The organism is Bradyrhizobium sp. USDA 241 (assembly GCF_049739505.1).
In the GTDB taxonomy this organism is placed as follows: Bacteria; Pseudomonadota; Alphaproteobacteria; order Rhizobiales; family Xanthobacteraceae; genus Bradyrhizobium; species Bradyrhizobium liaoningense.
In genome coordinates this window covers 377,404-403,802 of record NZ_JBMGPZ010000004.1, presented here as the reverse complement: position 1 = coordinate 403,802, position 26,399 = coordinate 377,404, and the positions used below count along the sequence as shown (strand labels likewise).

At 64.5% G+C, this 26,399-nt stretch carries 19 protein-coding genes, 1 tRNA gene and 2 pseudogenes; 10 read left to right on the top strand and 12 right to left on the bottom strand.

Annotation, left to right across the window (positions count from 1 at the left end; translation table 11 throughout):
• Positions 1-38: 38 nt before the first annotated feature.
• Complete coding sequence (locus ABIF91_RS11610; protein WP_028179818.1) at positions 39-503, bottom strand: Hsp20 family protein; 465 nt, start codon at positions 501-503, stop codon at positions 39-41.
• 205 nt (positions 504-708) lie between these two features.
• On the opposite strand from ABIF91_RS11610, the gene ABIF91_RS11605 reads away from it, so the two are divergent.
• Positions 709-1,656: an alpha/beta fold hydrolase gene (locus ABIF91_RS11605; RefSeq protein WP_028179817.1), complete on the top strand. Its 948-nt coding sequence runs from the start codon at positions 709-711 to the stop codon at positions 1,654-1,656.
• Positions 1,657-1,790: 134 nt separating this feature from the next.
• On the opposite strand, the gene ABIF91_RS11600 is transcribed toward ABIF91_RS11605, so the two are convergent.
• Positions 1,791-4,565, bottom strand: a complete 2,775-nt coding sequence (locus ABIF91_RS11600; protein ID WP_028179816.1) for a di-heme-cytochrome C peroxidase — start codon at positions 4,563-4,565, stop codon at positions 1,791-1,793.
• A gap of 173 nt (positions 4,566-4,738) precedes the next feature.
• A complete protein-coding gene (locus ABIF91_RS11595) occupies positions 4,739-6,535 on the bottom strand; it encodes an adenylate/guanylate cyclase domain-containing protein (RefSeq protein WP_028179815.1) in 1,797 nt (598 codons plus the stop codon).
• A 221-nt stretch (positions 6,536-6,756) separates the two neighbouring features.
• On the opposite strand from ABIF91_RS11595, the gene ABIF91_RS11590 reads away from it, so the two are divergent.
• On the top strand, positions 6,757-7,389 hold the full coding sequence (locus ABIF91_RS11590; protein WP_028179814.1) for a LysE family translocator: 633 nt from the start codon (positions 6,757-6,759) through the stop codon (positions 7,387-7,389).
• A gap of 6 nt (positions 7,390-7,395) precedes the next feature.
• Here the strand turns inward: ABIF91_RS11590 and ABIF91_RS11585 are convergent, their stop codons facing one another.
• The gene (locus ABIF91_RS11585; protein ID WP_424579161.1) at positions 7,396-8,148 is read right to left on the bottom strand and encodes a sulfite exporter TauE/SafE family protein; all 753 of its coding nucleotides are present in this window, start codon (positions 8,146-8,148) and stop codon (positions 7,396-7,398) included.
• Between the two features lie 88 nt (positions 8,149-8,236).
• Between ABIF91_RS11585 and ABIF91_RS11580 the strand changes: the two genes are divergently transcribed.
• Positions 8,237-9,127, top strand: a complete 891-nt coding sequence (locus ABIF91_RS11580; RefSeq protein WP_028179813.1) for a LysR substrate-binding domain-containing protein — start codon at positions 8,237-8,239, stop codon at positions 9,125-9,127.
• A 74-nt stretch (positions 9,128-9,201) separates the two neighbouring features.
• Here the strand turns inward: ABIF91_RS11580 and hisN are convergent, their stop codons facing one another.
• Together hisN and ABIF91_RS11570 are read right to left on the bottom strand one after the other, a co-directional pair.
• Positions 9,202-9,984: a histidinol-phosphatase gene (hisN, locus tag ABIF91_RS11575; protein WP_028179812.1), complete on the bottom strand. Its 783-nt coding sequence runs from the start codon at positions 9,982-9,984 to the stop codon at positions 9,202-9,204.
• 537 nt (positions 9,985-10,521) lie between these two features.
• On the bottom strand, positions 10,522-11,412 hold the full coding sequence (locus tag ABIF91_RS11570; protein WP_424579160.1) for an N-formylglutamate amidohydrolase: 891 nt from the start codon (positions 11,410-11,412) through the stop codon (positions 10,522-10,524).
• A 350-nt stretch (positions 11,413-11,762) separates the two neighbouring features.
• On the opposite strand from ABIF91_RS11570, the gene cpdR reads away from it, so the two are divergent.
• The 5 genes and pseudogenes from cpdR to ABIF91_RS11545 form a co-directional block, all read left to right on the top strand.
• On the top strand, positions 11,763-12,122 hold the full coding sequence (gene cpdR / locus ABIF91_RS11565; protein ID WP_028179810.1) for a cell cycle two-component system response regulator CpdR: 360 nt from the start codon (positions 11,763-11,765) through the stop codon (positions 12,120-12,122).
• A 72-nt stretch (positions 12,123-12,194) separates the two neighbouring features.
• Positions 12,195-12,269, top strand: a tRNA-Val gene (locus ABIF91_RS11560).
• Between the two features lie 208 nt (positions 12,270-12,477).
• Positions 12,478-14,250, top strand: coding sequence for a glucan biosynthesis protein G (locus tag ABIF91_RS11555; protein ID WP_424579159.1), 1,773 nt, complete (start codon positions 12,478-12,480; stop codon positions 14,248-14,250).
• Entirely contained in the window at positions 14,238-16,361 is a 2,124-nt protein-coding gene (mdoH, locus tag ABIF91_RS11550; protein ID WP_035673789.1) for a glucans biosynthesis glucosyltransferase MdoH, read from the top strand. Before ABIF91_RS11555 ends, mdoH begins: the two co-directional genes overlap by 13 nt.
• 13 nt (positions 16,362-16,374) lie before the next feature.
• A pseudogene (locus ABIF91_RS11545) lies at positions 16,375-16,704 on the top strand (ABC transporter substrate-binding protein); the annotation flags it as partial.
• A gap of 62 nt (positions 16,705-16,766) precedes the next feature.
• On the opposite strand, the gene ABIF91_RS11540 reads toward ABIF91_RS11545, so the two are convergent.
• From ABIF91_RS11540 to ABIF91_RS11530, 3 genes are all read right to left on the bottom strand, one after another.
• Entirely contained in the window at positions 16,767-17,237 is a 471-nt protein-coding gene (locus ABIF91_RS11540; RefSeq protein ID WP_028179806.1) for an NUDIX hydrolase, read from the bottom strand.
• Positions 17,238-17,275: 38 nt separating this feature from the next.
• Positions 17,276-18,130: a glyoxalase superfamily protein gene (locus ABIF91_RS11535; RefSeq protein ID WP_424579158.1), complete on the bottom strand. Its 855-nt coding sequence runs from the start codon at positions 18,128-18,130 to the stop codon at positions 17,276-17,278.
• A 278-nt stretch (positions 18,131-18,408) separates the two neighbouring features.
• On the bottom strand, positions 18,409-19,500 hold the full coding sequence (locus ABIF91_RS11530) for an enolase C-terminal domain-like protein (protein WP_028179804.1): 1,092 nt from the start codon (positions 19,498-19,500) through the stop codon (positions 18,409-18,411).
• A 242-nt stretch (positions 19,501-19,742) separates the two neighbouring features.
• On the opposite strand from ABIF91_RS11530, the gene ABIF91_RS11525 reads away from it, so the two are divergent.
• Both ABIF91_RS11525 and ABIF91_RS11520 read left to right on the top strand, forming a co-directional pair.
• Positions 19,743-21,248, top strand: a complete 1,506-nt coding sequence (locus ABIF91_RS11525) for an adenylate/guanylate cyclase domain-containing protein (RefSeq protein ID WP_424579157.1) — start codon at positions 19,743-19,745, stop codon at positions 21,246-21,248.
• A gap of 274 nt (positions 21,249-21,522) precedes the next feature.
• A protein-coding gene (locus ABIF91_RS11520; protein ID WP_129557670.1) for an IS3-like element ISRj2 family transposase occupies positions 21,523-22,652 on the top strand; the annotation gives its coding sequence in 2 pieces (ribosomal slippage) (positions 21,523-21,775 and positions 21,775-22,652; 1,131 coding nt in all).
• 147 nt (positions 22,653-22,799) lie between these two features.
• Here the strand turns inward: ABIF91_RS11520 and ABIF91_RS11515 are convergent.
• From ABIF91_RS11515 to ABIF91_RS11505, 3 genes and pseudogenes are all read right to left on the bottom strand, one after another.
• Positions 22,800-24,023 (bottom strand): ABC transporter substrate-binding protein, encoded by a 1,224-nt coding sequence (locus ABIF91_RS11515; protein ID WP_424579359.1) that lies wholly within the window; start codon positions 24,021-24,023, stop codon positions 22,800-22,802.
• 548 nt (positions 24,024-24,571) lie between these two features.
• Positions 24,572-25,501 carry an alpha/beta hydrolase gene (locus ABIF91_RS11510; RefSeq protein WP_028180488.1) on the bottom strand — a complete coding sequence of 310 codons (930 nt, stop codon included), beginning with the start codon at positions 25,499-25,501 and terminating at the stop codon, positions 24,572-24,574.
• Between the two features lie 311 nt (positions 25,502-25,812).
• Positions 25,813-26,383 (bottom strand): annotated as a pseudogene (locus ABIF91_RS11505) (alpha-ketoglutarate-dependent dioxygenase AlkB).
• Between the last annotated feature and the right edge of the window lie 16 nt (positions 26,384-26,399).

Below are 26,399 nucleotides of genomic sequence, written 5' to 3'. Positions count from 1 at the left end.
CACCGGGGCGCTTTCGCAACCTGGAAGTCGCGTTCTGCTTAGGCGGCTTGCGCGGCCGAGTTCTCGATCACCTGCGCCTTGGCGCCCGCGTTGATCGCGATCTGGCGCGGCTTCTTCGCCTCGGGAATCTCGCGTACGAGATCGACGTGAAGCAGCCCGTTCTCGAGCGAAGCGTCCTTCACCTGCACGAAGTCGGCAAGCTGGAAGGCCCGCTCGAAAGCGCGCGCGGCGATGCCGCGGTAGAGCACTTCGGACTTCGAGTTCTCGTTGGCGACTTTCTCGCCCTTGATCGTCAGCGTGTTTTCCTTCGCGACGATGGAGAGCTCATCCTTGGAGAAGCCGGAGACCGCAACGGTGATGCGGTAGGCGTTCTCGCCGGTACGCTCGATGTTGTAGGGGGGGTAACCGGGGCTGCCGTCCGAACCGGCCTGGTCGAGCAGGTTGAAGAGGCGGTCGAAGCCGACGGTGGAACGATAGAACGGGGTGAGATCGTAGGTACGCATGGTCAAGTCCTCCATTGAGCGACTGTTAGGCAACCCGCCCGCCATCGGGCCGGGCTTTCGTCTGTGTGCAGCCTGATGTTCCGGTTCCGAAACACTGGTAGCGGCCTGCACGAAAATGATATGGGTGGAACGAGACGGCGTTCAAGAGGGCGGCATTTGGGCCTTTTCGGCGCTTTAGCCCCCTGATTTGCAGTACTTCCCGCCTATGACGCTGGTCTCGATCCCGTCCAATCCCGTTCCCGAAAACGTCGTCAGCGGCACCATCAAGACCCCCGATGGTGCCGAGTTGCGCTTTGCGCGGTGGGCGCCGCCGGCGAACCGCAAGGGCACCGTCTGCGTCTTCACCGGGCGCAGCGAGCAGATCGAGAAATATTTCGAGACCGTGCGCGACCTGCGCGACCGCGGCTTTGCGGTGGCGATGATCGACTGGCGCGGGCAGGGCCATTCCTCGCGCCGCCTCCGCGATCCGCGCAAGGGCTATGTGCGCGACTTCTCCGATTTCGAGATCGACGTCGAGACCTTCGTGCAGCAGGTGGTGCTCCCGGATTGCCCGCCGCCCTTCTTCGCGCTCGCCCACTCCATGGGCGGCACGGTGATGCTGCGGCTGGCGCATGCCGGCAAGCGCTGGTTCGACCGCATGGTGCTGTCGGCCCCGATGATCGACCTGCCGGGACGTACCACCTCGTTCCCGGTGCGTGCGCTGCTCAAGACGATGCGCCTGCTCGGGCAGGGCGGCCGCTACGTTCCCGGCGGCAGCGACCGCCTCACCGGGCTCGATCCCTTCATCAACAATCCCCTGACCAGCGATCCCGTGCGCTATGCGCGCAATGCCGCGATCCTGGAGGAGGATCCGACGCTCGGACTGGCGTCACCGACGGTCGCCTGGGCCGATACCGCCTTCCGCGCGATGCACACCTTCAAGCGCGTGAACTACCCCTCCCAGATCCGCCAGCCGATCCTGATGCTGGCGGCCTCCAATGACACCGTGGTCTCGACCGCGGCGATCGAGGAGTTCGCCTATCACCTGCGCGCCGGCGCCCATCTCGTGATCGCCGGCTCCAAGCACGAGATCCTGCAGGAGCAGGACCGCTACCGCTCCCAGTTCTGGGCCGCCTTCGACGCCTTCGTCCCGGGCACGCCGCTGTTCAAGTGAGCGCTTGAGCGAGGCATCGTGCCACGAACTCGTCATGCCCGGGCTTGTCCCGGGCATCCACGTTCTTGTGCGGGGGGAAAGTTCGTGGATGGCCGGGACAAGCCCGGCCATGACGACGAAGAACTCTGGTCGCGTCAAAGCGTCTTCAGATACTCGATCAGATCGTAGCGCTCGGCATCGTCCTTGAACATGCGGCCGATGACGCCCGGCCGTTTCGGCTCGCCCTCCCTGAGCTCGAAGGAATGGCCGAGCACGCTGTTGCCCTGGATCGGCTTGCCGTCAGATCCCGTCGCAGAGAACTCCGTCTCGCCCGTCTTGCAACGGTCGTTGGCGGTGACTGCGAAACCGACGGTGTCAGGATCATAGTCGCGGCGGCCCATGCAGAATTTTTGTGGGCGCTCGCCCGCTGGCTTCAGCAACCAGTACAGCGAAGGCACCGAACCGTTGTGCAGGTAAGGTGCCGTGGCCCAGATGCCGTTCAGCGGCCGCGCGCGATAGCGCGGATCAGGCGCCGGATTGAGACAGTTCTTGCGCGCGAGATTCCATATCTGCGCCTGTTCGGCCGCCGGGATTTTCTCATCGTCCATCCATTTGCGGGCGACGAGATCGACCACCGTCATGAGGCCGAGCGCATAGACCATCTCGTTGGGCGAAGTGCTCGCGGTCGGGACCTCGCATTGCCACCATTTCTGGAGGTCGGCCGTGTTGACCTTCAGGAAGCCGGGCACGTCGACGATCCTCTTGCTGAGAACAAGGGACTGCTCGGGATCCGTCTTGATTTCGTCGAGGGGAATCGTCACCGCGTTCAGCACCTTGCTGTCGCCGTTCGGCTCCCAATGCTTCGACGACCAGAAGGCCGGGGTGTCGATGGCCGGCAGATGGCATCCGGAGCACATCTCGGTGTAGATGGCCCGGCCGCGCTCGACGCGATCGGGCTTCAGCTTCCATGCGTCGCCGAGAATCTGCGAGGGCCATTTCGGCGCGAGCAGGCCCCCGAACTTCGGACCGCTGGACGGATCGGCCGCCTTGAATGGATCGGGGCCTCTCAGCATGTCCTCGATCCAGCCGAGCGTCCTGATGTTCACCGAGGAGCGCCACAGCCTGTCTTCCGGGTAGGCGTCGGACAGGTTGAGCAACGCCGTCACGCCGAGGGCCTCGCCGGCGTTGCGGATCAGCGGCTGCTCGATCGAGGCGTCGTACTGGGCGAACTTGAACCACGGCACGGTCCAGATCGCGGGGTAGCTGACCGGCGCGTCCTGGGCGTGCAGGTTCTTCTCGAATCCCTTGATGCCGCTCATCGCGAGGTCCTGAGAGAAGACCTGGTTGCCGATGCGGTTGAGGGCGTCGAGGCGGCCGAACCCTTCCTCCGTGTCCTGCTGCTGCTTGCCGTCCCAGGTCTTCTTGCCCTCGATCGTCTTCTCGTAATTCTTGGCCCAGTCGATCAGGAAGTTGCCGGTCGCGCCGAGCTTCTGCTTGAGCGCGGCGCGGTCCGCCTTGCTGGCCTCAGGGCCGAGCACGCGATCGGCAAAGCGCTGGAAGCGGAACGGGACGTACAGGGTGTAGGCAATCGACAGGCCGGTCGCGAGCTCGAGCTTCTTCAGGTCGGTCATCGCCGCACCGCCGTCGAAGCGGACATCGACGCCCTGGTAGTGGATCTGGCCGGTATGACAGGCGGCGCAGGTCAGTCCGATCTTGTCCTCTTCGCGGCGGCCCGTCGCGGGGTCGACAACACCGGTCATCCGCGCAAAGCCGACCGGCAGGCCGTCGACATTCTCCGCCGGCGTCCATCTCGTCGACCGGTCCGACACCTGCGTCGTCTCGTAGACATTGGCGTAGCCGAAGCGGCGCAGCGTCGCCGTGTCGACCTGGATCGTCTGCGGGCTCGGGATGAAGCCGAAGCGCTCGAGATAGGCGCTGTCCTTGATCATGCCGGGCTTCGAGAACAGACGAAGCTGCGGCTGCTCCAACGCCACGAACCACTCATAGGGCACCGGAAAGGTCGCGGTGCCCTGGCTGGCATGGTGAAACCAGTGGCGGTCCTTCAGCGACCAGTTCTGCTCGAGCCAGTAAGCCGCCTTGGTTTCGGGGACGGCTGGCAAGGGCGGCGGCAGCAGGTTCACGAGCACGCCCTTCTGGGGCAGAACGGCGCGGACCTGATTGGGGAATTCGGCCACGGCCACCAGGGCGACGAGGCCAAGGCCGATGACCAACGCCGTGACCGCGACCGCCCAGCGAAAGCGGAGCTGGCAGGCTGACAACAGCGGCTGCGACAAGATCCGCTGGTTGATACGCTCGGGGAATTTGCGCTCCTCGAACAGCGTGCGCACGTCGGCCACGCTGAGATAACGCTCCTCGTCCTGCTTGCCCTTGCCCATGATCTTCAAGAGGATGGGCCATTCGAATTTCATCAGCAGCGGGTAGTACCAGCGCGCGGCGCTGCCGGCGCGCTTGAGGTTGTCGCGCATGAAGGTCTTGATTTCCGCGGCGTTCAGGCCGGGCTCGCTGCCGCCGGTGTTCGGGTCGGTGTAGGCCCGGCCGAAGCTCGCGAGCCGCGCGATCTCGTCCTCGTTGACCTTGCCGTCGACGCCGAGGATGCGCGAGCCGGCACCGCGCTTGTCGAGCGGACCGCCGCGCAGCGCGTCGAGCTGCGCACCCGACCAGATGCTCTTCAGGATGTGACCGATACCATTGGCGATGAGCGCAACGCCGCGGACCTGGATGCGGGCCGAGACCTTCTTCAGCCCCGTCTCACCGCTCGCATTCGCGATGGTCTGCGACAGCGTGTTGAGCGGGACGGTCCCGCCGTCGACGAAACCTTCGCCGACAAGGCCGCGCAGGAACGGGCAGGGATTGTTCGGCGAGACCGGAATCGAGGGATCGAAGGGCGGCTTCGAAGCGGGGTGATGCATGGCCCAAATCCTGAAAGCAGCGAATCGCAAAAAAGCAGGCGAGTTGTTAGAGCGCGGAAAGTCCTAACAAAACGACAGCAGGATATACTACTTCAGCGTGCCACGAAGTGTGGCTGAATTCACTGTCCTGTCAATAAAAGCCGGTGCCGGACGGCACTGGCGCGGGCAGTTTCTCAGGATTCGGCGGCGCGTTTGACGCCGCTCTGAACCAGGGTCAGCTTGCCGAGCGGCACGCCGGCCTTCAGCAGCCCATCCCGATAATGGGCGATGTCCTCGGGCCGCTTCCAGTGGAAGTTGCGCAAGTGACGATCGACGTTGAGGGTCGGATAGTTGCCCATGAGCACGCCGGCGGCCTCGCTCGCCTCGTCGGTCCGGCCCAGTTGCGCCAGCGCCGCGGCGCGGATCGCCAGCGCCTGCATGTGGTTCGGATTGATGTAGAGCTGCTCGCGGGCCCAGGACAGGGTCGCGTCATATTGGCGCAACAGATAATGGCTGAACGCGTTCAGCGCGGCCCATTGGTAGCGTGGGTCGCTGTTGTCGCGTTGCGCGGCCATTGAGAACAGCTCGATCGCCTCGCGGTGCTCGCCGATCATGAAATGGCAGATGCCGAGCACGCCGCGCGCGCCATTGTCGTAGGGGTTGAGCGCGACCGCGCGCTTGGCGGCGTCCAGCGCCGCCTCGTGATGTCCCTCCATCGCATGGGCCCAGGACAGGATCGAGAACGCAAAGGATGAGCGCGGATCGAGCCGGACACTGGTTTCGGCGAGGTTCATCGCCTCGGCCCACATCTCGCGCGTGCCCTTGACCCAGCCGAACTGAATGCTCTGAATCTGGATCGTGGCCAGATAGGCATGTGCGATCGACAGTTTGGGATCGAGCCTGATGGCCTCGCGGAACAGGTCGACGGCGACTGCCAGATCCTCCTTGGTCTGCCGGTAGTAGTGCGACAGCCCCTTGAGGAAGCGATCCCAGGCGCTCACGTCGGTCGAGAGCCGCGCAGGCGCCGAGGCCTCGGCACGGACGATCTCCGTCGCGATCGCAGCGGACAGGCTGGTCGTGATCTCGTCCTGCATCGCAAAGAGGTCGCCGATGTCGCGGTCGTAGCGGCCGGTCCAGAGCTGCTCGCCGGTCTCCGGCGCGATCAGCTCGGCGGTGACGCGGATCTTGGCACCGGCGCGCCGCACCGAGCCCTGGATCAGATAGGTGGCGTCGATCTCGCGCGCGATCAGGCGGGTGCTCGTGTTCTTGCCCTTGAAGGCGAAGGTCGAGTTGCGGCTCAGCACCCGATAGAAGGATTGCAGCGACAGCGCATGGATCAAGTCCTCGGTGAGGCCGTCGGAGAAATATTCGTCCTGGGCGTCGCTGAGATTGGCGAAGGGCAGCACGCCGACGATCGCGGTGCGGTACTGCTGCGACAGCGCCGAAGCCTCCCGGAGCTCGGGGGCAAGCGCCGGCGCGCCGTCGGGCGTCCAGGTCCAGACCTCGATCGCATCCTTGATGTTCTTGAAGCGATGATTGCCGGCATCGACCAGCGGCACCGAGAGATGCTTGCTCGCCTCCCGGTAGGCCTTGGCCGAGATCGCGAAGCCGCCGGGGCTCGCCACCGATTCCAGGCGGACGGCGATGTTGACATCGTCACCGAAGACCTCGTCCTCGTCGGCGATGACGTCGCCCATGTGGATGCCGATCCGGAACTGCATGGCGCGGTCGGCCGGCAGGTGGCGGTTGCGCTCCGCCATCAGCGTCTGCATCGCGATCGCGGCCTCGGTGGCGCCGACGATCGAGGGGAACTCGAGCAGGAAGCCGTCGCCGGTGTTCTTCACGACGCGGCCGCCGTGATTGAGGATGATGGGATGGATCGCCGCGCGATGGGCCTTGAAGGCGGCATGGGTGCCGGCCTCGTCGCTGCCCATCATGCGCGAATAGCCGGCGACATCGGCGCAGACGATGGCGGCCAGACGTCTTTCCATATCCGCGAAGCTCCAAGGGAGAGGGGACCGGCCACGGCGTGGCAGTCGCCTCGAGTCCCGCATTTCGAGAACCCTCCCTTTATAAAGCAGATGAAGCCGAGCGGAAGCCCGATCCGCATTGCAAATTCGAGGCAAATCCTAAGCGATTCCGGCGGTGGACGGGGAGGGGCGAACCGACTAAGCGGAACCAACACGCCCGGACGGGCGGCGGGGGACCTTGCATGCTGGGCATTCACGAGATCGGGCTTTTCATCCTGTCGGGCGTGCTGCTCAACATCACGCCGGGGCCGGATTCGGTCTATGTGATCGGCCGCAGCATGCAGATGGGCTGGCGGGGCGGCGCCGCGGCCGCCTTGGGCATCAGTTGCGGCTGCCTTGTCCATGTCGCGGGCGCGGCGATCGGGCTTTCGGCGCTGCTGATGGCCTCGTCGACCGCCTTCTCGATCCTGAAGCTGGTCGGCGCGGCCTATCTCGTCGTGACCGGGCTCCAGATGCTGTTGTCGCGCCCGGTGCCGGCGTCGGCGATCGACGAGCCGGTGCGGAGCTCATTGCGGCGGGTCTTCCTCCAGGGCGTCTTCACCAACGCGCTCAATCCCAAGGTCGCGCTGTTCTTCCTGGCCTTCCTGCCGCAATTCGTCGCGGCCGACGCGCCGCACAAGCCGCTCGCCTTCCTGACGCTCGGCCTGATCTTCATCTTCACGGGGACGCTGTGGTGCCTGGTGCTGGCCGCGTTCGCGGCCAAGGCCGCGCACCGGCTGCGGCAATCCGAGGGCGCCATCGCCTGGGTCAATCGCGCGCTTGGCGGCCTCTTCATCTATCTCGGCATCCGCGTCGCCATGCTGGAGACACGGTAGCGTCCCTCAGGCCAGCTCCTTCACCAGCGCGCTGCCGGTGAGATAGAGGCCGAGCAGGATCATCGCGATCAGGAACCAGCGGCGAAACGCTTCGGCCGGCATCCGCGCGCGGACCGACTGGCCGATGAACATGCCGGCAAAGCCCATGGCGAGGCCCACGGCGCCGGGCACGACATTCGCGGGCGTCAACAATCCGACGGCGGTCAGGTTGAAGGCGAGCGCCATCGTCGCCGTCGTGAAGAACACGCCGAGCGCCTGTATCAGCTCGTCCTTTTCCATGCCGATTGCCTGCATGAACGGCATCGAGGGGATCACCTGCACGCCCGTCGAAGCCGAGATCACGCCGGTGACGACCCCGACCACGCCACCGACCCACTTCTCGTTCCCGCGTGAAACGCGGAACTGGAATTTGTTCAGGCCGATCACGGCGTAGATGACGAGGAGCACGCCGAGCACGATCGTGCCGTAGCGCGCATGCGGCCCGGTCAGCGCGCCTGCGTTCAGCCAGCATCCGACCACGGTGCCGATCATCAGCGGCCACAGCCGCCTCAGGATGTCGCGCAGATAGGGGCCGACGAAGGTCTGCCAGATGTTGGTGATGATGGCGGGCACGATGACGATGGCGATGGCGCGGCTCGGGGCCATGCTCACCGCGAGCAGGCCCATGGACACCGTCGGCAAGCCGAGCCCGACCACGCCCTTGACGAATCCGGCGAGCAGGAAGACGGCAGCGATCACGATGAGAAGCGGGGCGATCATGTCGGCACATTGACCGAAGCTGCGATCCGGCACAATCTGGAGGTTACGGAGAGAGCCTTCGTCTGGAGCGAAGGCTGGGAGACACGGCATGCGCTTCGATCTCGTCGACCTCCAGCTCTTCATCGCGGTCGCCGACCAGCGCAGCATCACGGCCGGTGCCGAGCGCTCGCACCTGGCGCTGGCCTCCGCCAGCGCGCGCATCAAGGGGCTCGAGGATGCGCTCGGCGTCGCGCTGCTGAAGCGCGGACGCCGCGGCGTCGAGCTGACCGCGGCCGGCGAGAGCCTGCTCGATCATGCCAGGCTCGTCATCCACCAGATCGAGGCCATGCGCGGCGATCTTGCCGGCTTTGCCAGCGGTTTGCGCGCCAGCGTGCACTTGCTCGCCAACACCTCGGGGCTCTCGGAGCATCTGCCGAAGGCGCTCGCCGGCTTCCTGCGCGCGCATCGCGACGTCGCCGTCGACATCGAGGAGCGCGAGAGCACCGACATCGCGGCGGCGATCACGACGGGCGCCGCCGATCTCGGTTTCGCCGCCGAGCACGCGCTGCCCGACCATATCGAGCGCTTCATCTTCAGCGAGGACCGCCTGACGCTGGTGACCTCGCGCCGTGGCCCGTTCGCCGGCCGGCGCCAGATCGACTTCCAGGAGGCCGGGGCCTGCGACTTCGTCGGCCTGACCAGCGCCACCGCGCTGCAGGTGCACATCTCCAAGCACGCCGCGCGGCTCGGCCTGCGCCCGCATTTCCGCGCGCGCCTGCGCGATTTCGACGCGATCTGCCAGATGGTCGCCGCCGATGTCGGCATTGCCCTGGTGCCGGAAGCCGCCGCGCGGCGCTGCGCCAGGACCATGCCACTCGCCATGGTCCGCCTGCGCGATGCCTGGGCCAACCGCCGCCTCGTGATTTGCGCGCGAAGCTTCAAGACGCTGCCGCGCCCGGCCAAGATGCTGGTGGAGCACTTGAGGGCGGAGGCGATGTGAAGGGCTTCCACGCAGGCGGTGCGCTCCCTCTCCCGCTTGATCTCCTTCGTCCAAGGAGTCGCCTGTGTGAGAGTTTATTGGTTCAAGAGCCTCAAGGCCTCTTCGTGAACCCGCGCGTCGCCGGCCGCGATGATGCGGCCGCCGCCCTGGGCCGGCTTGCCTTCCCAGGTGGTGACGACGCCGCCGGCGCCGGTCACGATCGGGATCAGGGCCGCGATGTCATAGGGCTTCAGCTCGGTCTCGACCACGAGATCGACATGACCTGCGGCGAGCATGCAGTAGGAGTAGCAGTCGCCGCCATAGCGCGACAGCCGCGCGCCCCGCTCGATGCGGCCGAAGATGGCGCGGTCGCTCTCGTTCATCAGCAGGGGACTGGTGGTGTAGGTCGTGGCCTCCGAGAGCGAAGCGCAGCGGCGGACCTGGAGCCGGCGCTCGCCGGAGGGCCCCTTGTAGTTGGCCGAGCCGTTGTCGCCGGAGAAGCGCTCGCCGATGAAGGGCTGGTGCATCATGCCGTAGACCGGCGCGCCCTTGTGCAGCAGCGCGATCAGCGTACCCCAGATCGGAAAGCCGCCGATGAAGGATTTGGTGCCGTCGATGGGGTCGAGCACCCAGACATAGTCGGCATCGTCCTGCTCATTACCGAATTCCTCGCCGACGATGCCGTGCTGAGGGAAATTCGCCCTGATCAGCCGCCGCATCACCGCCTCCGCGGCGCGGTCGGCCTCCGTCACGGGGTCGAAATCCTTGGTCTTGCTCTTGTCGTCGATCGACAGCGAGGTGCGGAAGAACGGTAGGATGGTTTCGCCAGAGGCGGTGGCGAGCCGTCCGATGAAGGCGGAGAAGTCGATCACCGTCACGGGAATCCTCGAAGCGAAGGTTGGGTGAAGCTGGCCTCCTGCCTAGCTCAATTCCTCCCCCGCGTGCAGCGCTGTCTTGATTTGCTCCCTGGTATTTTGGATGCCGAGGCCCGCTGCCTCATCCCAGTCATCTGCTGGCCAAATATCGATCACGGAGGTTGAAAACTTCGTTCCGAAGTTTCCTCGTTGGTATGCAAATGACTATCAACCCATTGAATTTCCTTATCAAAGAAACTGAATCTGGGTTTCTCTAGAAGCAACTGAGCCATGTGTGAATTGCATGGGAAATGGCTCAAAAGGCCTTGCACTTTGTGCGGCGCGGTCGCATATTGTTGCGGTGCGGTAGCGCTTTGCGTTACCGCTGCCCTCCTTGGGCGTTTCCTCCCTAGACTTGGGCCGCTTCTTCATCAGAAGCGGCCCTTTTTTCTGTGCGCCTCTTTTTTGCTTCGAGGTGCGTAGCGAAGCGAGCGCGCTTTCGCCTCCAATCGCAGACAACATGATCGTAATGATCGTACGAAGAAGAGCCGGCGCCTTCGCCTATTCCGCCGCGGCCTGGAACGGGCCGAGATCGGCGAACGGAATCGTGCTGGCCAGCACGTCGGCGAGAACGCCGAAGTCGGAGGCCACTTGCGCAAAGCGTGCGCTCCGCTCGCGCCGCCGCTCGTCCATGTAGATCGCGCGGTTGAGCTCGAGCTGTACCGCGTGCAGGCCGCTTGCGGGATTGCCGTAATGTTCGGTGATGAAGCCGCCGGCGTAGGGCTTGTTGCGGCCGATCGAATAGCCGAGGCCGGTCATGGTCTCCTCGACGCGATCTGAAAGCAGCGGCGTGCAGCTCGTGCCGTAGCGGTCGCCGATCACGACGTCGGGCCGTCGCGGCTCGTCCCTGCTGACACCGACCGAGGGCATCGAGTGGCAGTCGACCAGCACCACGGTGCCGAACATCTGGTGCACCTTGTTGATCAGCCGGCGCAGCGCGCGGTGGTAGGGCTTGTACAGCGTCTCGATCCGCCCGAGCGCATCGTCGACCAGGATGCGGTCGCGGTAGATCTCCTGGCCGTCGCCGACCACACGCGGAATGGTGCCGAGGCCACCTGCGACCCGCATCGAGCGGGTATTGGCAAAGCTCGGCAGCCGTCCGCTGAACATGCGGGGGTCGAGCTCATACGGCTCGCGATTGACGTCGACATAGGAGCGGGGAAAGCTGACCCGCACCGTCGGGAAGCCACGCTCGCTCAGATGGCCGATCAGTTCGTCCATGAACGAATCTTCCGACCGCCGCAGCGTCGGCAGGTCGATCCGCGACGCCGCCAGGAATTCGTCCGGATAGGTCGAGCCCGAATGGGGCGAGTTGAAGATGACAGGCGCGCGCCATTCGGCGGGCTCGAAGATCTCGAAGGCTGGCGACATGTCGCCGTCAAACCGGGTCATCTTCTCAAGCTTCGTCCCTAACTCAGGCTTCGCCCCCTTGGCGCCGCACGATCCGGACAAGCTCCGGATCCAATGATTCGGCCGGTCGAACGGCTCTTATGTGTCGTCATTGTCCGGAATCGCAACCATTCTGCCAAGCGAAAAGATGTGATGGACGCTGGAACATGTCTTAACCGTGCGGGCATCGTGGCGGGGACCGGTCGGTCCGGCTCGATTGATTCGGAGCCCGTTCCGGTTCACAAGAGCCGGCAGCGCAGCCGGCCCAAGGTAAAGATTTTCACCCCAAATTTACCCTCTGTCGGGCTTAGTGACCTCTGCTGATATCCTCTGGGGATTCGACGTTTCCTGCCATGGCAAAAATCCTGCTCGCCGAAGACGACAACGACATGCGCCGTTTCCTGGTCAAGGCGCTGGAAAACGCCGGTTTCCAGGTCTCGTCCCATGACAACGGCATGGCCGCCTATCAGCGGTTGCGGGAAGAGCCGTTCGAGATGCTGCTCACCGACATCGTGATGCCGGAGATGGACGGCATCGAACTCGCCCGCCGCGCCTCGGAACTCGATCCCGACATCAAGATCATGTTCATCACCGGCTTTGCCGCGGTCGCCCTGAACTCGGATTCGGACGCCCCCAAGAACGCCAAGGTACTGTCCAAGCCCGTGCACCTGCGCGAATTGGTCAGCGAAGTGAACAAGATGCTGGCTGCCTAAATCGGCCCCCTTCCGTCCTTGCGCCGGGTCCCCTGAGCCGTTATAGGGACCCCACCGATGAAATGACCTCTAGGGCACGTAGCTCAGCGGGAGAGCACTACCTTGACATGGTAGGGGTCACAGGTTCGATCCCTGTCGTGCCCACCATCTTCTTCAATGATTTAGGCGCCCCGTGCCTGAGGGTTGAAGGGGTGGTTTCCCCGAGATTTCCATTTCGGCGCGGGTTTCCCCACCCAGATTGGGCTGGTGCCCAAATGCGGGCGTTACTCCGAAGGTAACGCAGAAGGCTGCTTGCTCTTCTCGATCGTCGCTTCGGCCGTAGCCGCACTTCTCTATCTCGCATCGAGCGCGCTCGATGCGACTGGAAACAGCGTGCGTGAACAGTGTCCACGCGCAGCGCTTCTTCCGTCAACAGCACGTTTCGAAGCCAAAACTTTCCGGGGGCGGTCGGAGTTTCCGGCCCGGCGGAGGAAGCTCGCGGCTCTCAAATTCCGTCTGTCTTGTGGTCCATTGCCGCTGCAACACTTGCCCCTGCGCCAATGATGGCCGGGCGGTGGAACTCGCGGGCGCGGCGGTCGTTGCTTGGCCGCGGCAGCAACAGCGAGTAGGAGAGCGCGTGAACCGACGCCAGCTTGTTCAAGGGTCGGCAGTGCTGCCGGCGTTGCTGCTCGCATCGCGAAGCGGTTTCGCCGCCGCTCGCACGTCGGAGGACGCATTCGGGTCGTCCGCGGTGAGGGACCTTGCCCGTACGCTAGCGGGTAAGCCTTACGAGGCGCCGGACGAGAAGCTGCCGAGTGGATTGCACGACCTCGACTACGATCAGTATCGTTCGATCCGCTATTTGCCCGAGCGCGCGCTCTGGCGCGGCAAGAATATTCCATTCGAAGCGCAGTTCTTCCATCGCGGCTTCTTCTACAAGAACAGAGTGAACATCTTCGAGGTCGCGGACGGAAAGGCAACCGAGCTCAAGTACCGCAAGGCAGACTTTTCGTTCGGCGAGAAGGTTCCGGCGTTCGAGGACGTCGATCTTGGGTTCGCAGGCTTCCGCATACACGCGCCCATGAACCGCGCCGACTATTACGACGAAGTCTGCGTCTTCCTGGGCGCGAGCTACTTCCGCGCCGTGGCCAAGGGACAGACGTACGGGCTTTCCGCCCGGGGACTTTCGATCGATACTGGCGAAGCCAAGGGCGAGGAATTTCCGCTCTTCAAGGCCTTCTGGCTCGAGCGGCCGGCGCCGGGTGCGACCTCGTTGGTGATCCATGCTCTGCTCGACAGCAAAAGCTGCGCAGCGAGCTATCGATTCACGGTGCGGCCAGGGGACACGACGGTCTTCGACGTCGAAATGTCGGTCTATCCGCGCGTCGAAATGCAGCGGACCGGACTCGCGCCCATGACCAGCATGTTCTTCTACGGTCCGAACGACCGCAATGACATCGACGATTTCCGTCCGTCGGTCCACGATTCCGACGGTCTTGCGATCTTCAACGGGAAGGGCGAAAGCCTCTGGCGGCCGCTCAGCAATCCCCGCGACCTCCAGATCAGCACCTTCCAGGATCTCAATCCGCGCGGATTCGGCTTGATGCAGCGGGAGAGAAACTTCTTCGCCTACCAGGACATCGAATCCAGCTTCGAAAAACGCCCAAGTCTCTGGATGGAGCCGATCGGCGATTGGGGCGAGGGCGGGGTCAAGCTGTTCGAGATCCCGACCAAGGAGGAGGTCCACGACAACATCGCCGCATTCTGGCAGCCTAAAAATCCGCTGCAGGCCAAGGGCGAACACAACTACACCTATCGGCTGCACTGGGGGCCGGATAGCCCGAAAGCACATTCGCGCGCCAGATTCACGCGAAGCGGGATAGGGGCGAGGGGCGAGGACGCGCGGCTCTTCGTGCTCGACCTGCTCGGCGACAACCTGAAGGGCATTGATCCTGCGGGCGTCAAAGGCGTGGTGACGGCGGATAAATCCGAGATCAAGAACATCGTCACGCAACCCAATCCCTACACCGGCGGTTGGCGGCTCAGCTTCCAGTGCCAGGTGAAGGGGGCGCCGATCGAACTGCGGGCGTTTCTGGCCGAAGGCGACAAGCTCTTGTCGGAAGTCTGGGTCTACCGATGGGCCCCTTGAGCACGGCACCGCGGCCGGTTGCCGCCGAAATCGCGAGGCAACGCCTGCTGCCGCACGAGTCTCCCCTTCCGATGGCGCCTGGCGACCTCGGAAAGAACCGGGTATCGGAGCGTGTTCCTGCGCCGGTCGCCCCCACGATGGTTTGGCGGCGCGGCCTCATCATGCTCTCGACGGCGGCGCTCACGGGGGCGGGCGGCTATGAGATGTATCGCGTGCTGCAGGTCGGCGGCGTGACCGTCCTCGAAGGCATGGTGCTGGCGCTCTTTCTGGTCCTGCTCGCCTGGGTCGCGTTTTCGTTCGCCTCAGCCGTGGCAGGCTTTGTTGTGCTGCTGAACCATCGTCCGGACGAGGGTGCCTTTGCCTCCGGCGCGGAACTGCCCGCCATCGCAAGCCGCACCGCCATGCTGCTTCCCATCTACAACGAAAACCCGCACCGATTGACGGCGCGGCTCCGTGCGATGATCGAATCCTTGGAGACGACCTCGCACGGAAAGCTGTTCGACTGGTTCGTTCTGAGCGACAGCACCGATCCGGACATCTGGGTTGCCGAAGAAAAAGCGCTCCTCGCGCTGCGACAGGCCGTCGGAACACGGCTGTACTATCGCCACCGAGCCGAGAATACGGAGCGGAAGGCCGGGAACATTTCCGAATGGATCACACGGTTCGGCGGCGTCTATGACTTCATGATCGTGCTCGACGCCGACAGTCTCATGAGCGGGCAGACCGTTGTCCGATTGGTCCATGCCATCGAGACCAATCCGAGCGCCGGGCTCGTCCAGACGCTCCCCATGATCGTCAACGCGCGAAGTCTGTTCAGCCGCGTCCAGCAATTCGCGGGCCGCCTGTACGGACCGATGATCGCCGCCGGCGTCGCCTGGTGGCACGGCTCCGAAGGCAACTACTGGGGCCACAACGCGATCATCCGGGTGAGGGCGTTTGCCGAAGCGGCGGCGCTGCCGCAGCTGCGCGGGCGCAAGCCCTTCGGCGGACACATCCTCAGCCACGATTTCGTCGAGGCTGCGCTGATGCGGCGAGCCGGGTGGGGCATCTACATGCTGCCGATGCTCGGCGGAAGCTACGAAGAGGTGCCGCCCTCGCTGCTTGATTTCGCCGCGCGCGACCGACGCTGGTGTCAGGGCAATCTTCAGCATCTCGCTGTCGTACCCGCGCGGGGCCTCCATTGGATGTCGCGCCTGCATTTCATCGTGGGAATCGGAGCGTATCTGACGGCGCCGCTGTGGCTGCTGTTCCTGCTGCTGGGAATGCTGATCTCGCTGCAGGCCCGCTTCGCGCGTCCGGAGTATTTTCCGAAGGGCTTCTCCCTGTTTCCGACGTGGCCGGCCCAGGATCCCGTGCTCGCCATCTGGGTGTTCGTCGCCACCATGGGGCTGCTGCTGTTGCCCAAGCTGCTCAGCCTGGTCCTCCTTTGGATGCGGCGCTCGGTGCGACGCCAATTCGGCGGCGCATTGGGTGCCTCGGCCGGAGTTTTCGCAGAGATCGTCGTATCCGCGTTGATGGCGCCCGTGATGATGATCTTTCAGTCAATCGCGGTGGTCGAAATTCTGGCCGGCCGCGATGCGGGCTGGCAGACGCAAAGGCGGGACGACGGCACAGTGGAGCGTCGCGAGCTCTATCGGAAATACGGTGTCCCAACCTTGTGCGGCGTTGCGATGGCGGCAAGCGCGTACGCGGTTTCGCTGCCCCTTCTGCTCTGGATGTCGCCGGTCGTCGTTGGGCTGCTGTTCGCCGTTCCCATAGGCGCGCTGACCGCCAGGCCCGCGTCCGGCAAATTGTTCGCCACGCCCGAAGAAGGAGCGCCGCCTTCGGTGCTACGTCGAGCGAACCAATTGAGCGAGTCGGCGGAGGTAGGGATCAGACCCGCGTTGCTGGAGCTGCGCGAAGACGCCAGGCTCTTAGCCTTCCATGTCGCGCAGCTGCCGCTTCCACGCGCCGTCCGGCCCGACACGGTCGACGCGAACCTGGCGGTCGGTCGTGCGAAGGTCGATGCGAGCGATACTTTCGAGGAGGCCGTCGCCCATCTGTCCTCCCGGGAGGTTCTTTCGATCTTGAACGACGGTTCGGTGTTGCCGGCGGTGTTGCAGAAGCAATGAACACGCGCCGGGCGACCTGCCGGCGGACGATCCGTTCCGCCAGATTCGAGATCAATTCGCGGCCGCCTACGAGAAGGCGAACGGGCAGAAGCCGAACATCTTCGCGGCGCATCTGTGGGATTCGATGGCGCTTCTCAAGCAGGCGATACCGAACGCATTGAAGACGGCGAAACGCGGCACCGCTGCATTTCGCGCCGCCCTTCGCGACGAGCCCGAGCGGGTCAAGGACGTGTATCTGAACAACGGCCTGTCCACGATGAGCGCAACCGATCACAACTGCTACGACGAGCATTCGGCATTCCTGATCAAGGTGGAAGGAGGCCGCTTCAGGCTGATGAAGTAGGCAGCCGGGCTGTGGGCGGCCTTCCGTCGCGCGACTTGTCTCCTCCGGCAATGAAGCGTCGTCTACATGCTGCCGTGCTTTGCCGTGCCCAGCAGCAAGCCCTTCAGCCCGGTCGGAAACAGGCTCGGGGCACCGTCCACATCGAGCTCGGCGAGGTCGAACCAGCGCGCGACGATGTGGACGCCGTTGTCCTCCCTGAAGTCGATGCGCTCCTGATCGCGGAAGGCGGCATCGGGAAACTCGACCTCCGAGATGAACATCACCTCGTGTCCGGCTGCTCCCTCGTGCACGAAGATGTTCTCCAGCATCAAGGGCTCGCCCTTGAGGCTGACCTCGATGCCGAGTTCTTCGTTGAACTCACGCACCAGGGCAGCCCGCCAGCTTTCGCCGAACTCGATCTCGCCGCCGAGCGGCCGCACGCCCTTGATCCGGCCAGCGTCGTCGCGGACCTCGGCCGCGAGCAGGCGCCCGTCCCGCCAGTGCAGGCCGATCGCGACGACGCGGATGTGGGGATGCGGGCGCCACTGGGTCATCGCGCATCGTTAATCGGATTTTCGGGCCTCGTCCAATGTCACGGCCCCGGGGTGACGAACGCCGAGATGATCGTGCCGTCATTGCCCAGCGTGATGTGCCAGTGCGAAGCGCCGCCCTGGTGCCAGACGGAATAGACGTCCTGCCCCTGCGCGCCTACACCGAGGAATTCCATCGAGGTGATCGGACCCAGTTCGGAAAGGCCCGACTGCAGGCGTGGCAATTGCTTGTGTGTCGCCTCGGCCAAATCCGCACTCATCTCGCCGTAATTGGGCCGGCCGGATGCGACGCTCTCGATCAGGCGGCGAAGCGCCGCTACGGTGCCAGGATTGGCGGACCGGCTGCTCATGCGAACCTCGATCGCGCGCTGGGGCTCTTGCGCCGCGCTCGCGTCGATGCGCGGCATGGTGTGATCGTTGCCGTGCTGGCGCAGGATCACGGCGGTCGGCATCCCATCCGGCCCGAGCGTAAACCGTAGCTCGACATCGATCTCCCGCGTGGCGAATTCCGTTTCGCCCACCGCGTAATATTGCGCCGAGCTTTGACCGCTGAGCCGTCCGGAGAGGTGGTCCTGTTCACGCGTCACGGTGAACACGGCGCTATGGAATTGGTATGTTCCGGCATAACGATCCAGCACTGCCTGTGGGAGCTGAATTTCTTTGGCTCTCGAGCGGACCTGATCCGCAGCATCGGTCTTGGTGCTTTCCTCGTTGCTCCGGCCCGAGCCGGCCCGCTCCGCAGAGCGGATTCGGGCCGCCAGGACGTTCCAATCGGCCAACCGGAATAACCTCGCGACGAGCTCGAGGCTCTCACTGACCGTGAGGGAGACCGATCGGGTGTTCAGGGATTCGCGGAGCGTCTGCGCCATGGCTTTGGCGTCGCGGTAATCGCGCATACTCTGTTCCTTTGCAATATGAACGGAGAATGTCAGGGCTTGCGTTACTGACCCGTTCGCGTGAGCAAAGGAAGCGGGCGGCGTTCCGATACACTTCACCATACCCCGAAGGGCGCAAGCGGCAGGCGGTATCTACCTGGCGAAATGTTGCTTGAGAGCGTCGCGCCTGTCAACCGAAGTCGTCGGCGTCTCGACGAACGGGTGATCATGGGGCGTCAGTCCCCTTTCCGTTCCCGCCACGTTTCGTTTGAATGCAACGATGCGTGTTGTGCCCGTGATCACGCCACCAGATATTTCTTCACCGCCGCCTCGTCCCATTCGATGCCATTCCCCGGCTCCTCGCCCGGCAGCGCAAAGCCGTCCTTGATCTTCAGCCGCGTCGCCAGCACCGCGTCGGCCCAGTCGACATATTCCAGCCAATGCGCGGTCGGCGTCACGCACAGCAGATGCGCGCTGACTTCCGAGAACAGGTGCGTCGACATCTCGATGCCGGCGGCGTGCGCCAGCGCGGCGGCGCGGAGCCAGCCGGTCACGCCACCGATGCGCTGGACGTCGGGCATCACGTAGTCGCAGGCTTCCGCCGAGAGCGCCGCCTGCATCGAGAAGGCGCTGTCGAAATTCTCGCCGATCTGAACCGGCGTACGCAGCGCGTCGGCAATGCGGGCGCAGCCGGCATAGTCGTCATGGCGGATCGGCTCCTCGATCCAGCTCAAGCCCTCATCGTCGAGCATCTCGCCGCGGCGGATCGCCTCGGTCACCGTCAGGGCCTGGTTGTAGTCGCACATCAGCGTGATCTCGTCGCCGACCGCCTTGCGCACCGCGCGGACGACGGCGAGGTCCTCCCGCGCATCGGGCCGACCGACGCGGATCTTCGCCGCGCGAAAGCCCTCGGCCAGCAGCCCGTGGGCTTCCTCGACCGCGGCGCCGGCGGGCATGATGCCGAGCCCCTTCGAATTGTAGGCCCTGACCGGCTTCGGCGCGCCACCGAGCAGGCGGGCCAGCGGCAGGCCGCGTGTGCGGGCCAGCGCGTCCCAGGCCGCCATGTCGATGCCGGATTGGGCCAGCCGTTGCAGACCGGCGAGGCCCAGCAGCGTGAAGCGCTGGGTCAGCTTGCGCTCGATCTCGACCGGCAGCAGCTCGTCGCCGGCGAGCAAGTCTGACATTTCCGTGACCATCGCCGTCAGCGGCTTCAAGGCCGAGGGCGTGATCGAGAACAGATAGGCGTGGCCCATCGCGCCCTGGTCAGTCTCGCAGTCGATCAGCACCAGCGGCGCCTTGGCGATTGCCCCGGTCGAGGTCTGGAGCGGCAGGTTCATCGGCACGATCACGGGGCGCGCGTGGAAGCGTTTGATGCGGATGGTCTCGGTCATGGGATCTCCCGGCGGAGCGGATGCAGACGCGGCCGATCTTAAACATCCGTGATGAAACGAAAAGGCGCTTGGCCCGACCACCATAAAATGGGGTTGCGCGGGCCCGCAATTGTTGGCTCTGTGCTGCCGCATTCTTTGCCGCAGATCCCGACGGATTTGCGACAAAATCGCACACAGCGGAGCCACAGAGTGAACAAGAGATCGCCGAAGATCAGCGCAAGAGCGGCATTCTCACGGGCGCCGTGATCGCATTCCTGCTCCTCGCCCTGCCGCTCGCGGTGTGGCTGGACCTGACCGAGCTCAGCAAGTCGGCGCTGCGCCGGCAGGCCATCGATCTCAACTCGGTGATCACGAGCGTGCGCAGCTACTATGCGACCAACGTGGTCGGGCGGGTGCTGGCCAATCCCAACGGCACGACGCGGGTGGTGCACAATTACGAATCCATCCCCGGCGCGATCCCGATTCCGGCAACGCTGTCGCTCGAGCTCGGCCGGGTGATCGGAGCGCAGCAGGAGAATATCACCTACCGCTTCGTCTCGGACTTCCCGTTCCAGAACCGTGCCCCGCACCAGCTCGACAAGTTCGAGAAGGACGCTCTCGATGCGCTGCGGAAGGACCCCGAGCAGAAGATCGTGGAGACCGAGACCTCGCTGTTCAACGACAAGGTTCGCCTGGTCGCCCCCGTCACCATGGGGCCGGCCTGCGTGAGCTGCCACAACAGCCATCCCGAAAGCCCGAAGAAGGACTGGAAGGTGGGGGATGTCCGCGGCATCCAGGAGGTGATCATCGCCCAGCCGATCGCGGCCAACATCTTCTCGTTCAAGTTCCTGCTGGCCTATTTCGTGATCGCCGCCGGCAGCGGCCTGTCGTTCCTCTCGCTGCAGCGGCGCCAGGCGCGCCGCATCAAGGGCATGAACAAGGAGCTCGAATCCGCCAACGACTTCCTCGCCTCGCTCTCGATGAAGATCTCGCGCTACATCCCGCCCCAGGTCTACAAGAGCATCTTCTCCGGCCAGAAGGACGTCACCATTCACACCGAGCGCAAGAAGCTCACCATCTTCTTCTCCGACATCCAGAATTTTACTGCGACCGCCGAGCGGCTGCAGCCGGAGCAACTGACGCAGCTCCTCAACGAATATTTCACGGAAATGTCGGCGATCGCCCACGAATATGGCGGCACAATCGACAAGTTCATCGGCGACGCCATGCTGATCTTCTTCGGCGACCCCGAGACCAGGGGCGACCGCGCCGACGCGCAGGCCTGCCTGCAGATGGCCTGGCGCATGCAGCAGCGCCTCGCCGAGCTCAACGCGAAATGGCGCGCCTCCGGCATCGAGCAGCCGTTCCGCTCGCGCATGGGCATCAACTCGGGCTATTGCAATGTCGGCAATTTCGGCAGCGCCGACCGCATGGACTACACCATCATCGGTGCGGAGGCGAACCTCGCTGCGCGCCTGCAATCGATCGCCGAGCCCGGCGGCATCGTGCTGAGCTACGAGACCTTTGCACTCGTCCGCGATATCGTCCGCGCCCATGCGCTGCCGGCGATCACCATGAAGGGCATCAGCCGGGAGGTCATTCCCTACTCGGTGGACGCGCTGAACGAGGCGGCGGAGAACAGCGGTATCATCACCGAGCGCGCCCCGGGCCTCGAACTCTATCTCGACCCCGCCGTGGTGAAGTCAGGCGATGCCGCACGCGTGCGCTCGCTGCTGGAAAACGCGCTGGCCTCGCTCAAGCCGGCGTGAGGGCTCTCTCTCACCCTCCCCTGGAGGGGGAGGGTCGATCGCGCGCAGCGCGAGCGGGGTGGGGTGATCTCTCCACCCGGGCAGTGCTTCGTGCGGAGAGACCGTCACCCCACCCCGTCTCATGTCTCGCTTTGCTCAACATGAGCCGACCCTCCCTGGAGGGGGAGGGTAAGAGTCCCAACTCTCAGAGCTGGCCCCGCAAATTCGGACAGTAGCTTGAGTGGATTTTCTGCCTGACAGCGGCGAGGATTCTTGCTGCGAATCAGGAGCGAAGATGACGAAGAAGAGCCGCCGGACGCATTCTCCGGCATTCAAGGCGAAGGTTGCTTTGGCTGCGGTCAAAGGCGACAAGACACTGGCGGAGCTGGCGCAACTGTTTGATGTTCATCCGAACCAGATCACGATCTGGAAAAACCAGCTCCTGGAAGGCGCCGCCGGCGTGTTTGGGCATGACAAGACATCGGCCGAGACGCCGGTCGATTTGAAGGCGTTACATGCCAAGATCGGCGAGCTGGCGTTGGAAAACGATTTTTTGTCCGGCGCGCTCACCAAGGCGGGCCTGCTGAGCGCAAAGCGATGATCGACCGCGATCATGATCTTTCTATCGTGCGCCAGGCGAAGGTCCTGAAGCTGGCTCGCAGCACGGTCTACTATGAACCTCGGCCAGTTTCGGCCGAGGACCTTGCCTTGATGCGTCGGCTCGATGAGCTGCATCTCGATTATCCCTTCGCGGGAGCGCGTATGCTGCGATCGTTGCTGCGGCGGGAGGGCGTATACGCCGGTCGCCGCCACATCGCGACGCTGATGAAGCGCATGGGGATCGAGGCGGTCTATCGTCGCCCGAACACGAGCAAGCCGGCTCCGGGTCACAAGATCTACCCGTACCTGTTGCGCGGATTGAAGATCGAGCGGCCCGACCATGCGTGGGCAATGGACATCACCTACATTCCGATGCGGCGTGGCTTCGTCTATCTCGCGGCGGTCGTCGATGTGTTCAGCCGACGGGTCCTGGCCCATCGCGTCTCGATCACAATGGAGGCGGCCTTCTGCGTCGAAGCGGTCCAGGAGGCGTTGGCGAAGCACGGCAGGCCCGAGATTTTCAACACGGATCAGGGCAGCCAGTTCACCAGCCTCGAGTTCACCGATGTGCTGCTGGACGCGAAGATCGCCATCAGCATGGACGGCAAGGGCGCCTGGCGCGACAACGTGTTTGTCGAGCGGCTCTGGCGCACGGTCAAATACGAAGAAGTATATCTCCGCGCCTACGACAGCGTGTCCGAGGCGCGAGCGTCAATTGCCAAGTATCTGGCCTTCTACAATCAGGGACGCCCTCACTCGAGCCTTGACGGGCGCACGCCCGACGAGGCTTACTTCGGCACGCAAGCTATGGTGATGGCCGCATGACCGTCGCCGACGGTTTTGTCGTCGCTCTGGTCGGGCTACGCCCTCCCGACGCAACGACAAAACCGTAAAGCCCCGCGTTCAGCATAACCCGGCAGGAATCCACTTAAATCCAGCGGGGCGCTGTCCAAACAACCGGGGCCAGCTCTCTCACCGCGCCGCGCCTTCGGTGAAGGCCGTCTCGATCACCTCGCCAAACGGCTGCCAGGAACGGCCGTCGAACTGGACCAGCCGCATCTGCCTGATCGGCAGGTAGTTGCTGGGCGAGGTATTCATCCGGATGTTGGGCAGCGCAACGGAGGGGGGATACCCCCTGAGCGAAGCCGCCTGGCGCATGATGTTCTCGCGCGAGAAGTCGTCGCCGCATTGCTTCAGCACCTGGGTCAGCGCCTCGGCCGCGGCGTAGCCATAGAGTGCGGCGCTGTTGTTGGTGCTTTCGACCTGATGGTATTTGTCCATGAAGGCGAACCAGTCCTTCATGGCGGGATCGTCCTTCCAGGCGGGATCGCTCGGATCCTTCAGGAAAGCCGCCGAGATCACGCCGGCGGAGTTCTCGAGGCCCGCGGGCGCCATCGCATTGGCGATCGAGGCGGAGGCATCGTTGACGATGAAGACCGGATGCCAGTTGAAAGACGCCGCCAGCTTGATCACCTTGGATGCCGTCGACGGCACGCCGAGAAAGACGAAGATGTCGGCGCCCGCGCGCTTGAGGATCGAGACGTGCCCGTCGAGATGCTCATCGGCAATGTCGAAGGCGATGTCGACGAGGACATGACGGTTGAGATCGCCGAGGCCTTCCTGGATGCCCTTGTAGAGCATGCGCCCGAACTGGTCGTTCTGCCAGAGCACCACGATCTTCTTTTCGGGGTAGTAGGCCTGGATGTAGTTGGCGTAGATGCGCCCTTCGGACCTGAACGACGGCTGCCAGCCCATGGTCCAGGGAAACGCGCTTGGCTGGCTCAGCTCCTCGTCGCCGGAGGCGACGAAGAGCTGCGGAATCTTCTTCTCGTTCAGGTACCAGCGCGTGGTGAGATTACCGGGCGTGCCGAACGAGCCGAACATCAGGTGCACATCCTCGGTCTCGACCAGATTGCGCGTCAGCTCCAGCGCAGTCGCCGGATCGGAATTGTCGTCGCGCGTGATGAAGCGGATCTTGCGGCCGTTGATCCCGCCACGCGCGTTGATCATGTTGAAATAGGCGGCCTCCGCCTGGCCGATGGCACCGAACTCCGAGAGCGGTCCCGAATACGGCATGACATTGCCGATGCGGATTTCCTCGTTGCTTGCCGGTTGCTCGGCACGTTGCTGAGACATCGCGCCGAGCGAGGCGGAGGCGGCGATCAACACGAGCAGCAGTCTGCCGGTGACGCGCATGTTCGACACCTTTGTCGTTGGCCCCACACCAAGACCGCTCCGTCTAGGTCAAGCGTTTGTCAATCGTATGGCTGGGTGGCGCGCTTCGACGCAGTGCAGCTCTTGGCGCGTAGGAAAGCGGCAGTCGTGCTGACGCGCCGACGAGCGAGAGCGCGCGCCGTGTGGCACCCCTCTCCCTAGCCCTCCCCCGCAAGGGGGGAGGGAACGCACTTTCCTTGTGGCGAATGGGCTCGATTCATCAAGCGTGCCGGTGATGAGCCCACAGTGCAGCCGAGCGCGCCGCTGCGCTCCCTCCCCCCCTTGCGGGCAGGGCTATCGCATATGAGATGTGGCTATGGGCTCCGACTGTCTCCACAGCGTCATGGCCGGGCTTGTCCCGGCCATCCACGCCTTTCCACGTAGCGCAAAGAACGTGGATGCCCGGGACAAGCCCGGGCATGACGACCTCTGCAAAATTCATATGCGATTGCCCTGCCCTTGAGGGGGAGGGTGGGGGAAGGGGTGGCCCAGCAAACGGTCGGAGTAATAAGCGCGCTGCCGCAACGCCGCTACGGCAGCCCGCGCGCCTCGAGCTGACGCACCAGCAGCAGCGTCGGCTCGGCGAGGCTCTCGCCGGAGCCGTCGAGGCCGAAGGCGCTCGCGATACCTTCGCGGCTCCGCAGCAGCGTGCTGCGCGGGCAGTGGCCGGCGCCGCAGAGCGTCTTCTTCAAGGTTTCGCCCTGCGCCACGAGGCCGGAGGAATCGTCCGCGGCCCAGGCCAGCACGATCGGCACATCGACATTGAGGATGCCGGGGAAGACCGATCGGTTGTCGTACTGGGTGGGGTCGGTGCCGAGATAGGCCTTCTCGCTGTCGCTCGCCTCCTTGCCGACGCGGTAGATCCCGGACACCAGCACGACGCCGGCGACGTCGGCGCCGTCGGTCTGCAGCTCGGGATGGGCCAGCAGGGTGGCGACATGGAAGGCGCCGGCGCCGTAGCCGACTGCGACGATTTCGCGGGCATCGCCGTTGAACAGGTCGATATTGCCGTGGACCCAGGACAGCGCCGCCGCCACGTCGGACGCGCCGGCGGGCCAGGTCGCCGATGGCGCCAGGCGATAGTTGACGCGGACCCCGATCATGTCGTTGCGCGCGGCAAAGCACATGGCCTGGTCCTGGATCTGACGCGACAGCTCCGGCGCCGCGCGGTCGCCGGTAAAGGTGTCGCCCGCCACGAACAGCAGCACAGGCCGCGGCGTATCCGCCTTGGTCGCGCTGGTTGCGACGTCAAGAACGTTGGCCTCGCTCTCGCCATAACGCAGACCGCGCGAGAAGGTGACCTGCTCGCACAGCCGGGCGGTGCCGCCGGCGGTGGTGTCGTTGTCGGTGAGGCCCGCCTGGACGAGCCCGGTGGGCGGCGACAGCCGCGCCGGCAAAACTCCGTGTGCGGAGGCCGCGGTCATGGTCAAAAGCAGGAAAAATGCCAGGTAATTCTTCATGGTGATGCCGGCCTCGCGGACCGATATTGGCTTGCCGATTTGGCCTGTCTTTTCAATTCGCCTCATTAGTTGGATGATGTTGAGGCGAATTCACGGCACCTTCGCTCGGCAGGCGGCCTGCGTGGAGCAGGCCTCAGTCTGGCAAGGAGCCGCGATTGGACCGCAGGTTCGCGGGCCGCGCGACGATTGCGCGGCGCGGCCCACTTTATGTCGGTCCGTCAAGCCGTTGCCCGGCGCCACCCAGCCCCGCACCGGAAATGGCTTCCTACTGTGCATGGGGTTGTTTTCGCATTTTTTGTTGGGCCGGCCTGTCAGGCCCGCTTCATCGTCCGGAATGTGATGGAGTAGCGGTGCGCCTCGACCGGCGGAATGCTGTGCTCCCATTGCGACCGCGCCTCACCCTCCATCATGTAGAGCGAGCGCGGCAGGGCCTCGAGCGTGTGGCGCTCCCACTTGGCGCCGTGGCGGCGGCGGAAGCGGAATTTGCAGGGCGAGCCGAGCGACAGGCCCAGGACCTTGTCGAAGTGCGGCTTGTCGCGGTGCCAGCCGATGCCGACGCCGACTTCATATTCGGTGCACAGCACCTGCCGGACGCTGCCCGCCGGCAGGTGCGCCCATGCCTCGACCTGCCGCGCGACGGGCAGCAGCCAGTCCGGGATCGGCTCCGCCTCGGCCAGACGCTGCAGCGAATAGTCATAGCGATAGCCGAATGATGCCACCCGGCGGTTGCCTTCGAAGGCGCCGAACTGAAAGCGCTGCAGCGGCAATGCTGCGATGCGGTCGATCAAGTCCTCGCTCGACCGCGGCATCGATGAAGTTGTCCGTATAGCGAAGCCCCGCAGGGCCCGCTTCCGGTTCGGCGAACAAACCAAGCTGCGTCATGCCTCGCATTTCCGTG

Bases quoted from the DNA above. Each gene is read 5' to 3' on its own strand.
- ABIF91_RS11605 (WP_028179817.1), top strand. From the start codon at position 709: ATGACGCTGGTCTCGATCCCGTCCAATCCCGTTCCCGAAAACGTCGTC.
- ABIF91_RS11535 (WP_424579158.1), bottom strand. From the start codon at position 18,130: ATGCGCGATTACCGCGACGCCAAAGCCATGGCGCAGACGCTCCGCGAA.
- ABIF91_RS11595 (WP_028179815.1), bottom strand. From the start codon at position 6,535: ATGGAAAGACGTCTGGCCGCCATCGTCTGCGCCGATGTCGCCGGCTAT.
- ABIF91_RS11580 (WP_028179813.1), top strand. From the start codon at position 8,237: ATGCGCTTCGATCTCGTCGACCTCCAGCTCTTCATCGCGGTCGCCGAC.
- ABIF91_RS11590 (WP_028179814.1), top strand. From the start codon at position 6,757: ATGCTGGGCATTCACGAGATCGGGCTTTTCATCCTGTCGGGCGTGCTG.
- ABIF91_RS11570 (WP_424579160.1), bottom strand. From the start codon at position 11,412: ATGACCCGGTTTGACGGCGACATGTCGCCAGCCTTCGAGATCTTCGAG.
- ABIF91_RS11530 (WP_028179804.1), bottom strand. From the start codon at position 19,500: ATGACCGAGACCATCCGCATCAAACGCTTCCACGCGCGCCCCGTGATC.
- ABIF91_RS11610 (WP_028179818.1), bottom strand. From the start codon at position 503: ATGCGTACCTACGATCTCACCCCGTTCTATCGTTCCACCGTCGGCTTC.
- ABIF91_RS11600 (WP_028179816.1), bottom strand. From the start codon at position 4,565: ATGCATCACCCCGCTTCGAAGCCGCCCTTCGATCCCTCGATTCCGGTC.
- ABIF91_RS11540 (WP_028179806.1), bottom strand. From the start codon at position 17,237: ATGACCCAGTGGCGCCCGCATCCCCACATCCGCGTCGTCGCGATCGGC.
- ABIF91_RS11585 (WP_424579161.1), bottom strand. From the start codon at position 8,148: ATGATCGCCCCGCTTCTCATCGTGATCGCTGCCGTCTTCCTGCTCGCC.
- ABIF91_RS11515 (WP_424579359.1), bottom strand. From the start codon at position 24,023: ATGCGCGTCACCGGCAGACTGCTGCTCGTGTTGATCGCCGCCTCCGCC.
- mdoH (WP_035673789.1), top strand. From the start codon at position 14,238: ATGGGCCCCTTGAGCACGGCACCGCGGCCGGTTGCCGCCGAAATCGCG.
- ABIF91_RS11510 (WP_028180488.1), bottom strand. From the start codon at position 25,501: ATGAAGAATTACCTGGCATTTTTCCTGCTTTTGACCATGACCGCGGCC.
- cpdR (WP_028179810.1), top strand. From the start codon at position 11,763: ATGGCAAAAATCCTGCTCGCCGAAGACGACAACGACATGCGCCGTTTC.
- ABIF91_RS11555 (WP_424579159.1), top strand. From the start codon at position 12,478: ATGCGACTGGAAACAGCGTGCGTGAACAGTGTCCACGCGCAGCGCTTC.